Consider the following 9,993-nt stretch of genomic DNA (forward strand, 5'->3'; position numbering starts at 1 on the left):
GCGCCCCAGCCGCCGATCAGGAACAGCACCCCGGCCAGCGCGAACGCGATCATGTGCATCCCTCCGCTCGGCGTCAGACGGCTGCGCCCAGAACAGGCGCGGCCCGGCTCCACGGTAGCGGCTGCGGCGGTGGTGCGTCGTCGGGATGTCCCAGAGAACTGTTGTCACGCGTACTCGCCATGTCCTACGATGTACTCAAACGAGTACACATGTATTCATCACCCTGAACCACAGACCCGGAGGACCACCATGGCCGGAACAGACCAGAAGCTCGATGCAGATGTGATCGTGGTCGGAGGTGGCAACGCCGGCTTCTCCGCCGCGCACGCCGCCGCCACCCGTGGCCGCAAGGTCATCCTGCTGGAGCGCGGCACCGATGAGATGGCCGGCGGCAACAGCTACTACACCGCCGGTGCCACCCGCATCATCCACGACGGCCTGGAGGACCTGCAGAAGTTCATCGAGCACGACGACCGTCACGACCGCTCCGAGGTCCCGCCGTACACCATCGAGGACTACCGCTCGGACATGGAGCGCGTCACCGAGGGCCGCACGGACAAGGACCTGATGGAGGTGCTGATCAAGGAGTCACGGCCCACCCTGGAGTGGCTGCACTCGCTGGGTCTGAAGTACCGCCTGATGTACGAGCGCCAGGCCTACGAGCGTGAGGACGGCGGGTTCCTGTTCTGGGGCGGACTGCATGTGGGCAACGTCGGCGGCGGCGAGGGCCTGATCGCCGACCACACCCGCGTGGCGAAGGAGCTGGGCACGGACATCCGCTACGGCCACCGTGCGCGCCGGCTGATCGTGGAGGACGGCAAGGTCGTGGGTGTGGTGGCTGAGGTGGACGGCCAGGAGGTCGAGCTGCGCGCCGAGTCGGTCATCATGACTGCGGGCGGCTTCGAGGCCAGCCCCGAGCTGCGCGCCAAGTACATGGGCGAGGCCTGGAAGAACGCCAAGGTCCGCGGCACCCCGTACAACGTGGGCGACATGATCGAGGCCGCACTTCAGATCGGCGCGGCACCCGGTGGCGACTTCACCACCTGCCACTCCATCCAGTGGGACGCCGAGCACCCCCAGAACGACTCCAACCGCGAGCTGACCAACCGTCTGTCCCGCCAGTCCTACCCGCTGGGCATCCTGGTCAACAAGGAGGGCAAGCGGTTCCTGGACGAGGGCGCCGACTACCGCAACTACACCTACGCCAAGTACGGAAAGGTGGTCCTGGAGCAGCCCGACGCCTTCGCCTACCAGGTGTTCGACGCCGATCTGCGTCCCATGGTCCGCAAGGAGGACTACGAGATGCCCGGCGTCTCCGTCCACGAGGCCGACACCCTGGAGGAGCTGGCGGACAAGATCCAGGTGGACAAGGACGCGTTCCTCAAGACGGTCCAGGACTACAACGAGAACATCAACGAGGACGCCGAGTACGACCCCAACACCCTGGACGGCCGCTCCTCGAACGTCACCCCGCCGAAGTCGCACTGGGCCCAGGCCCTGGACCGCGGACCGTTCTACGCCTACCCCGTCACCTGCGGCATCACCTTCACCTTCGGTGGCGTCAAGACGGACACCCACGGCCGCGTGCTCAACGAGTCCGGCGCGCACATCGAGGGACTGTACGCAGCCGGTGAGATGCTGGGCGGCCTGTTCAGCATCAACTACCCTGGCGGTGCCGGCCTGGCCGCGGGCATGACCTTCGGCCGCCGGGCGGGCTCCCTCGCCTGATCGGCTGACCTGCTCGACCGGTCCGAACAGACCAGGACGGCGCACCCCTGCGGCACTGCGGGGGTGCGCCGTCCGTTCGGTTCCGGTTGAGGCCGGTCAGAACCGGCCAGGTCACAGACCTTCCCGACGACGGCCACCTTCCACCCAGCGCACCGCACCTTCCGCACGAGTCACCCGAGAGACGAGCCGATGACAGCCAAGCATGACCGCGACAGCATCTTCAGTGCCCTGCGCGATCAGATCCTGCGCGGCGAACTCACCGCCGGCACCCTGCTGCGTGAGGTGGCGCTGGGGGAGCGGTTCGGGGTCTCCCGGACGCCGGTGCGGGACGCGCTGATCCGGCTGGAGGAGGCCGGGCTGATCGTGCGCACCGGTCGCGGGCTCGAGGTGCGCGGGGTGGACCCGCAGGCCGTGGTGCAGGTGTATGACATGCGGATCCTGCTGGAGGAGGAGGTGGCCGGACAGGCTGCCGAGAACCGTTCGATCAACGATCTGCTCAAGCTCGAGGCCCTGCTGGAGCGCGACCAGCGGATCGAGGACCGCTCGGACAGCACCCTGATCCAGGCCAACCTGGAGTTCCACCGTGCGGTCTGGGACGCCGCCGCGAACCCCATCCTGATCGACCTGCTCCAGCGGCTGGACGGCCACCTGGTGCACGCCCCGCGCTCCACGCTCTCGGTGGACGGCCGCTGGGAGGAGTCCCTGGTGGAGCACGCCGCCCTGGTGGACGCCCTGCGCAGTCGGGACCGCGAGCAGGCCCGTGCGATCGCCCGCCGCCACTTCGAACAGGCCCGCACCCTGCGCCTGAGCCTGCTGCGCCAACTGGTCGCCAGCGAATCCGTCCGCGACCTCTGAGAACCCGCATCACCCCCTGATCACCCCCTGATCACGTGTACGACGCAGACAGAGACACGCCGATGAACACCACATCCGTCGTACACGTGATCTGAGAAGTCAGCCGGTCCAGAGGTAGCGGTGCTCGGGGCGGCCGGTCGCACCGTACTTGGGCCGCAGCTGCGCCAGTCCGCGCGTGCTCAGGAAGTCCAGGTACCGCCGCGCACTCACCCGGGACACCCCGCACGCCTCGGCCACCTCGCGCGCGGAGAGGTCCACACCCGGCCCGGGCTCCTGCAGGGCCTGCGCCACCCGCTGCAGGGTAGGCGCCGAGAACCCCTTGGGCAGCCGCGCGGCCAGCTCCGCCAGCCCCGCCTCGCCGGCGCCGGCACCGGCCACAGCATTCCCGACGGCGGCTCCCTCACCTGAGGCGCCCGCCTCGCCCAGGGCGCCCCGTCCGGTCACGCCGCGCACCAGTAGGTCGATCTCGGCCTGGTCGAGCGCATCGGCGGCATCGTCCGCGCCCACAGTGTCAGTGCTCTCAGCGGCGGCGAACTGCTCGGCGAACTCGCGCAGGCGCGCGTCGAACTCCTCGCGGCTGAAGGGCTTGACCAGGTAGCCGTCCACCCCGTGGCCGATCGCCCGGCGCACGGTGTCCCGCTCGCTCGCGGCAGTCACCATGATCACCGCCGTGTCCTGCCCGCGCCGGCGCAGCTCCTGCAGCACGTCCACCCCGCTGCGGTCCGGCAGGTGCACGTCCAGCAGCACCAGGTCCACCTCGTGCTGCTCCAGGAACTCGAGCACGGGCTGTCCTCGTTCCAGGACACCGGCCACCTCGAACCCGTCCAGGGCCTCCACGAACCGCCGGTGCATCCCGGCCACAGCGAAGTCGTCGTCCACGATCAGCGTGCGGATCATGTCCTCATTCTCCCCTCTCGGGCCGCCCGGGCCACGCCGCCGTGAACCGCGCCCCACCCAGAGGCGAGGTCTCAACGTCCACCTGACCGAGCCGACGTCGGACGATCCTGTCCACCAGGGCCAGCCCGATCCCGCGCCCGCCTGCCGGAACAGCGTCGGACCGCCCGTCGGCGTCCTGCTTGGTGGAGGCCCCCCAGCGGAACACTTCGCGTGCCACGGCCGGGTCCACACCGGGTCCGGAGTCGTCCACGCGCACGGTGGTGCCGCCGGCTCCGGCGTCCATGTGCAGCTGGACCTGGCCGCCGTCACCCGCGGCCTCGATCGCATTGGTCAGCAGGTTCGCCACCACGGTCAAAGTGTCCTCATCCGAGCGCCATCCGGCACGGACGTGGGAGTCCTCTGCCACGGACAGCCCGACGCCGGCCTCCCTGGCTGCCGCGGTCTGCGCACCCACCAGCGCGGTGAGAGAGGGATCCTCCAGATCCACGGGGCCGGCCGTGCTGCGGGTGCCGGTCAGGCTGCGCACGTACTGCTGGGCCTCGTCCGCCTCCCCGAGGGAGAGCAGCCCGGAGATGACGTGGAGGCGGTTGGAGAACTCGTGGGTCTGGGCGCGCAGGGTCTCGGCCAGGCTGCGCTGACCCTCCAGTTCCCGCACGGTGTTCTCCAGCTCGGTGCGGTCCTGCAGGGTGAGGGTGCGCCCGGCGGGGCGGCCGTCGATCAACGCGGGACGCAGGCGGGCCACCAGGATGCGCTCGCCGGCCAGCAGCAGGGTGGTGGAATCAGTGGAGTCAGGGGACTCGGGGGAGTCCGCCGACTGAGCCACCCCGGACGCCCCAGCGCCAGCCAGGAGCGCACCCACATCCCCCTCGAACACCTCCCGCGCCGGGCGACCCTCCGCCGTCACATCGGACGGCAGATCGAGCAGCCGCCGGGCCTCGTCGTTCAACAGGGTCACCACGCCGCGCTCGTCCACGCCCACCACGCCGTCGCCCACGCTGTGCAGCAGGGCCTCGCGGGACTGATGCAGGGCGGCCATCTGCTCCGGCTCCGCCCCGTAGATCCGTGTGCGCACGTACCGGGCGGCCAGCGCCGCAGCCGCTGTCCCCAACGCGGCGGCGCCGAGCACCCAGGGCGCGAAGCCGAGCACCACGGCCAACAGGTCCCCGCGGATCTCGGACTGCTGCACGCCCACCGAGACGGTGCCCACCACCTCATCCCCGTCCCACACGGGCACCTTGGACCGGAACGTCACCCCGAGCGGGCCCTCCTCCGTCCCACGGAACGTCTCCCCGCCGCGCACCGGTCCGTGGTCGGAGGACACCGGCCGCCCGATCTGCTCCGGATCAGGGTGCGCCACCCGCAGTCCGTCCCGGTCGGCCACCACCACGAACGCCACCCCGGCGGCACGCTGGGCCAGGCGGGCGATCGGCTGGATGTGCTCAGAGCCCTCGGGCTCGTTGATCCACCGCACCACCTCCCGGTTCTGCGCCATCTCCTCGGCCACGGTGTGCACCTGTTCGAACGCCAGCTCCCGGGTGCGCACATCCTCGAACCGCAGCACCACCAACGCCACCGCCAGAACGGAGAACAGCACGATCGCCAACTGGAGCAGCAGCAGTCGCAGCCGCATGCTGCGCCTCAGCCGGCCACGCTCCCGGGTGGGATTCATGCCCTGTCTCCCGCCGTCGTCGTTGTTCTCGCTGTTGTTCCTATTGTCAGAACTTTCTTAACCCCCACTTATGACCACAACCCCGTCCGGCCTGGAAAGCCGCGCGGCGCCCTGTCACCGTAGTGATCCAGACCACAGCTGCCTGTGGTCCATGTCATCACTTCGAGAGTACGGAATCCCATGAGTTCAAGGACAGTCAAGCGCACGATCCTCGGCGTGGCCGCGGCCGGCGTCGTCGGTCTGGCGTTGGTGAACGCGGCGTCGGACGGCGGTGAGGCCACGGCGCGCGCCAAGCTGGTGCTGATGGCCCCCGCGGCGCCCGGCGGCGGTTGGGACGGGTTCGCCCGCGAGTCCCAGCAGGCGATCAAGGCCGGCGGCATCTCCAACAACGTCCAGGTGGTCAACGTCCCGGGTGCGGGCGGGACCATCGGGCTGGGCCAGTTCGCCCAGATGGAGGGCCGTTCGGACATGCTGATGGTCACCGGCGGCGTGATGGTCGGCGCGGTGGAGCTGGCCGATTCCGGCGTCTCCCTGGACCAGGTCCAGCCCGTGGCCCGCCTGGCGGATGACTACGCCGCGCTCGTGGTGCCCGCGGACTCCGAGTTCCAGACCCTGGACGACTTCATCGAGGCGTGGAAGCAGGACCCGGGCGGCACCTCCATCTCCGGCGGCTCCCTGGGCTCGATCGACCACCTGCTCACCGGACTGGTGGCCGAAGAGGTGGGGATCGACCCGGCTGACACCAACTACATCGCCTACTCCGGCGGCGGCGAGGCACTGACCTCCATGCTCTCCGGCACCACGGTGGGCGGGATGTCCGGCTACAACGAGGTGGCCGACCAGGTGGAGGCCGGCATGCTGCGTGCGCTGGCGATCTCCTCCGAGGAGCGACTGCCCGGCGTGGACGTGCCCACGTTCAAGGAGCAGGGCGTGGATGCGGTCATGGCGAACTGGCGTGGACTGGCCGCCGCCCCCGGTGTGGAGGGCGAGGAGCTGACCGAGCTGATGGAGATCGTGGACGAGTACCGCCAGACGGACGAGTGGAAGGACTCCCTCGAGCGCAACAGCTGGACGGACAGCTACATGGTGGGTGATGAGTTCGAGGCGTTCCTGGAGGACGAGATCGAGCGCACCCAGGAGATCGTGGAAGGACTCGGACTGTGAGCACAGTGAGCACTGAACAAGAGCAGCTTCCCGACGACGCCCCGGTGCCTCCCGCACCCCAGCCACCTTCGAAGTCGGAGGGCACGTTCTGGACCGGGCGCAGTGAGATCATCATGCCGATCCTGGTCGCCGGGATCGCCACCTGGCTGGCCGTCGAGACGGCCACCATGAACGTGATGGGGACCTCGGTCCCCGGGCCGCAGTTCTTCCCGACGATCGTGTGCGTGGTCCTGTTCGCCGTGGCCATCCTGCACGCCATCCAGATCCTGCGCGCCCCGCACCCGGCGGACCCCACGGATGATGCTGAGAACGCGGACATCTCCTCGGACCTGCTCGGTGACCTGGCCAACGCCACGGAACGGGGCCGTCGTCGTATTGCCGGACAGAACCCGGAGGCCAAGCTCCCGGAGGACTGGAAGACGTACACGGACTGGAAGACCGTGGGCATGGTGGTGGGGGGGATCGCCGTGTTCATCCTGGTCCTGCCGTTCCTGGGCTGGATCCTCTCCGCGGCGGGACTGTTCTGGATCGTCTGCCGCGCCCTGGGCTCTCAGCGCGGGCTGTTCGACATCAGCGTCTCGCTGGTGTTCGCCTCCATCATCCAGTTGGCGTTCAACGCCGGCCTGGGACTGAACCTGCCCTCGGGCTTCCTGGAAGGACTGCTCTGACATGGATCAGCTGAGTCTGCTGTTCGAGGGCTTCGCCGCCGCCCTCACCCCCATGAACCTGCTCTGGGTGGTGCTGGGTGCACTGCTCGGAACCGCCGTCGGCGTGCTGCCGGGCCTGGGTTCGGCCATGGCCGTGGCACTGCTGCTGCCGATCACCTTCTCCCTGGACCCCACCGCGGCGTTCATCATGTTCGCCGGTGTGTACTTCGGTGGCCTGTTCGGTGACTCCACCTCGGGCATCCTGCTGAACACGCCGGGCAACTCCTCGGCCATCGCGGCCACGTTCGAAGGCCACCGCATGGCCAAGGACGGCCGTGCGGCCAAGGCCCTGGCCACGGCGGCCATCGGCGCGTTCGTGGGCGGTCTGATCGCCACCACCCTGGTGGTGTTCTTCGCGCCCACGCTGGTCAAGATGGCCACCGCGTTCGGCCCGGCGGAGTACTTCGCGCTCGCCGTGTTCGCGTTCCTGGCCATCTCCTCGGTGGTCTCGGAATCTGTGGTGAAGGGGCTGGCCTCGCTGGGCATCGGTCTGGTGCTGGCCATGGTGGGCGTGGACGGCCCGTCCGGCACCGTGCGCTACACCCTGAACATCCCGCAGCTGTTCGACGGCATCTCGATCGTGGTCATCACGGTGGGCCTGCTGGCCCTGGGCGAGGTGCTGCACATCGCCGGGCGCATCCACCGTGATCCGGTGGCGCAGAAGATCGAGACCAAGGGCAAGGTGCGGCTGAACGGCACCGACTTCCGCAAGGCGCTGCCGGCGTGGCTGCGCGGCACCGGCTTCGGCGTCCCGTTCGGCATCATCCCGGCCGGCGGTTCGGAGGTGCCCACGTTCCTGGCGTACGGCACGGAGAAGCGTCTGGCCAAGCGCCGTGGTGACAAGGAGTTCGGCACCACGGGTTCGATCCGCGGTGTGGCCGCCCCGGAGGCCGCCGGCAACGCGACTGCCGGCACCGCCATGGGCGCCCTGCTGGCCCTGGGTCTGCCCACCTCGGCCACGGCTGCGATCATGCTGGCCGCGTTCCAGCAGTACGGCATGCAGCCCGGTCCGCTGTTGTTCGAGCGCTCGGGTGAGCTGGTGTGGACCCTGCTGGCCTCGCTGTTCATCGGGCTCGTGGTGCTCGTCATCATGAACGTGCAGTTCGCGGTGCTGTGGGCCAAGCTGCTCTACATTCCGCGCCACTACCTGTACGCGGGGATCACAGTCCTCTCGGTGCTGGGCGTGTACGCAATCAGCTCGGCCACCCTGGACCTGTGGGTGCTGCTGCTGGTGGGCCTGCTGGGCTTCGTGATGCGCCGCTACCAGTTCCCACTGGCCCCGGTGCTGATCGCCGTGGTCCTGGGGCCGCTGGCCGAGACCGAGCTGCGCCGGGCCCTGACAGTGGCCGAGGGGGATGCCTCCATCCTGGTCTCCTCCCCGATGACGATCATCCTCTACTCGGTCCTGGCCATCGCCCTGGTGGTCTCGGCGGTGCAGCACATCCGCCACCGCCGCGAACGTCGGGAAGAAGCGCTGGCCGCCGCCAACGGTGTGGTGCGCGAGCCCGAGCCGGAGACCGGCGTGCAGCCCGTCATGGCCGGCTCCCGTGCTGACTCCGGCGCGGACAGCAACGCCTCGTCCGGCACCGGCTCCTCAGCCCCCGACGACGGCCGGTGACCTGAGCGGTCGCCTCACCACACAGCTCGGCCCGGGTTCCTGGAAAGGGGCCCGGGCCGAGGTGCGCAGTTTTGAGTGCGTCCTCGTCCGAGGACAGCTGGAGCATCTCGACCGTCTTCGATGCCGATGAATCGGAATACAGCTGTGCCTGATGAACGTGCTGATCCTGCGACGACTCGGTACTGGCTGACACTCATGGCCGCAATTCATACATGGACCGGGACCGAAACCCGGCGGGCCGTCGGCTGCTGTTCTATCGGAAAGCGCGAATCTGAGAGATGCTGGTCGCATAGGCGCTACTCCGGACTCGCTACAGGCTCTCGCAGGTGGGGTGGCAGACAAGACTGGAGATTACTGACAGTGGATCCAACCACCCCGCGGGTATGGCTTTTCGCCTCGAACTCATCGACTTTTGATGCCGAGGAGGAGTTTCGTCAGGCAGATGAGATCTTCTGGTCTGAGACCGCAAACGCACATGTGGGATTGGGGGACACTGTCTTCCTCTACGGTACGCGGCCGGTTCAGGCGCTGACGCATCAGTGCGTCGTCACTGGGGTCGGGCTCCCGCCAGACTCCGCGGCAGGAACTGAGGACGCGTGGGTTGATGAAGGGGCGCTTGAACAGCGGCAACATCGTACCTGGATGGTCCTCAGACTTGTACGGACATTGGACGCAGGTGAACGTCTGAGGCTGAACTTGCAGGCATTGCAGAATGCTGGATTGAAGTCAGCCGTCCAGGGAAGGCGGCGCGCTCCAGATGGCGTGCTGGACCTGCTGAGAGATGTCCTGGTGAAGACACAGACGCCGTTCGACGCGGACGCCACGGTGGAGCTCTACCCGAGTGATGACGAACTGGTTGAAGCATTCGCTACGCGGATCGACCACCGTGACTACGCGGTCTCCGACCTCGAGACCTACGTTCCTGACCGGTACACGTATCAGAAGACCCGTGGGAGCGCTCAGAGGGCTTTTGCCGATCGGGTCAAGAGCAACTACGGGTACACGTGCGCTGTCACGGGCATCTCCACTCCATACTTCCTGGTCGCATCCCACATCGTCCCCTGGAGTGAAGACCCCAGGATCCGGCTGGACCCACGTAACGGCCTCTGTCTCTCGACCATGGTCGATCGGGCGTTTGAAGACGGCTATCTGCGCATCGATTCGAAGTGCCGCGTTCATGTGAACCGGGAGCGCCTCGCTGCCGATCCGGTTCTCTGTGAGCAGCTGATGGCATTCGACGGTCTCATGCTGGCCGCCCCCGCCGCAGAGCCGCCGCATCCAGACTTTCTGCAGAGGCGCTGGGACGCCACGGTCTGAAGATACGGTGCCCGTTATGCGATTCCGCGTGAGGTGGG

At 68.3% G+C, this 9,993-nt stretch carries 8 protein-coding genes; 6 read left to right on the forward strand and 2 right to left on the reverse strand.

The window, feature by feature from the left end:
• Positions 1-249: 249 nt before the first annotated feature.
• Together tcuA and BM355_RS04835 are read left to right on the forward strand one after the other, a co-directional pair.
• Complete coding sequence (gene tcuA, locus BM355_RS04830) at positions 250-1,728, forward strand: FAD-dependent tricarballylate dehydrogenase TcuA (RefSeq protein WP_091695594.1); 1,479 nt, start codon at positions 250-252, stop codon at positions 1,726-1,728.
• Positions 1,729-1,917: 189 nt separating this feature from the next.
• A complete protein-coding gene (locus tag BM355_RS04835; protein WP_091695596.1) occupies positions 1,918-2,583 on the forward strand; it encodes a GntR family transcriptional regulator in 666 nt (221 codons plus the stop codon).
• Between the two features lie 99 nt (positions 2,584-2,682).
• Here BM355_RS04835 and BM355_RS04840 read toward each other — a convergent pair whose 3' ends face one another.
• Both BM355_RS04840 and BM355_RS04845 read right to left on the reverse strand, forming a co-directional pair.
• Entirely contained in the window at positions 2,683-3,480 is a 798-nt protein-coding gene (locus tag BM355_RS04840; protein WP_091695599.1) for a response regulator transcription factor, read from the reverse strand.
• 4 nt (positions 3,481-3,484) lie between these two features.
• Entirely contained in the window at positions 3,485-5,149 is a 1,665-nt protein-coding gene (locus tag BM355_RS04845) for a sensor histidine kinase (protein WP_091695601.1), read from the reverse strand.
• A 180-nt stretch (positions 5,150-5,329) separates the two neighbouring features.
• Here BM355_RS04845 and BM355_RS04850 point away from each other — a divergent pair, with 180 nt between their 5' ends.
• The 4 genes from BM355_RS04850 to BM355_RS04865 all read left to right on the forward strand — a co-directional run bounded on the left by BM355_RS04850 (position 5,330) and on the right by BM355_RS04865 (position 9,955).
• On the forward strand, positions 5,330-6,313 hold the full coding sequence (locus tag BM355_RS04850; protein ID WP_091695604.1) for a Bug family tripartite tricarboxylate transporter substrate binding protein: 984 nt from the start codon (positions 5,330-5,332) through the stop codon (positions 6,311-6,313).
• Positions 6,310-6,981, forward strand: coding sequence for a tripartite tricarboxylate transporter TctB family protein (locus BM355_RS04855; protein WP_218154309.1), 672 nt, complete (start codon positions 6,310-6,312; stop codon positions 6,979-6,981). Before BM355_RS04850 ends, BM355_RS04855 begins: the two co-directional genes overlap by 4 nt.
• A 1-nt stretch (position 6,982) precedes the next feature.
• Positions 6,983-8,638 carry a tripartite tricarboxylate transporter permease gene (locus tag BM355_RS04860; protein WP_245760604.1) on the forward strand — a complete coding sequence of 552 codons (1,656 nt, stop codon included), beginning with the start codon at positions 6,983-6,985 and terminating at the stop codon, positions 8,636-8,638.
• Between the two features lie 360 nt (positions 8,639-8,998).
• Positions 8,999-9,955 (forward strand): HNH endonuclease, encoded by a 957-nt coding sequence (locus BM355_RS04865; RefSeq protein WP_218154310.1) that lies wholly within the window; start codon positions 8,999-9,001, stop codon positions 9,953-9,955.
• Positions 9,956-9,993: the final 38 nt, after the last annotated feature.

The sequence above is a fragment of the Micrococcus terreus genome (assembly GCF_900116905.1).
GTDB lineage: Bacteria > Actinomycetota > Actinomycetes > Actinomycetales > Micrococcaceae > Citricoccus > Citricoccus terreus.

What these genes read in the sequence shown, in the direction of transcription:
- tcuA (WP_091695594.1), top strand. Translation starts at nt 250, where the DNA reads ATGGCCGGAACAGACCAGAAGCTCGATGCAGATGTGATCGTGGTCGGA.
- BM355_RS04835 (WP_091695596.1), top strand. Translation starts at nt 1,918, where the DNA reads ATGACAGCCAAGCATGACCGCGACAGCATCTTCAGTGCCCTGCGCGAT.
- BM355_RS04840 (WP_091695599.1), bottom strand. Translation starts at nt 3,480, where the DNA reads ATGATCCGCACGCTGATCGTGGACGACGACTTCGCTGTGGCCGGGATG.
- BM355_RS04845 (WP_091695601.1), bottom strand. Translation starts at nt 5,149, where the DNA reads ATGAATCCCACCCGGGAGCGTGGCCGGCTGAGGCGCAGCATGCGGCTG.
- BM355_RS04850 (WP_091695604.1), top strand. Translation starts at nt 5,330, where the DNA reads ATGAGTTCAAGGACAGTCAAGCGCACGATCCTCGGCGTGGCCGCGGCC.
- BM355_RS04860 (WP_245760604.1), top strand. Translation starts at nt 6,983, where the DNA reads ATGGATCAGCTGAGTCTGCTGTTCGAGGGCTTCGCCGCCGCCCTCACC.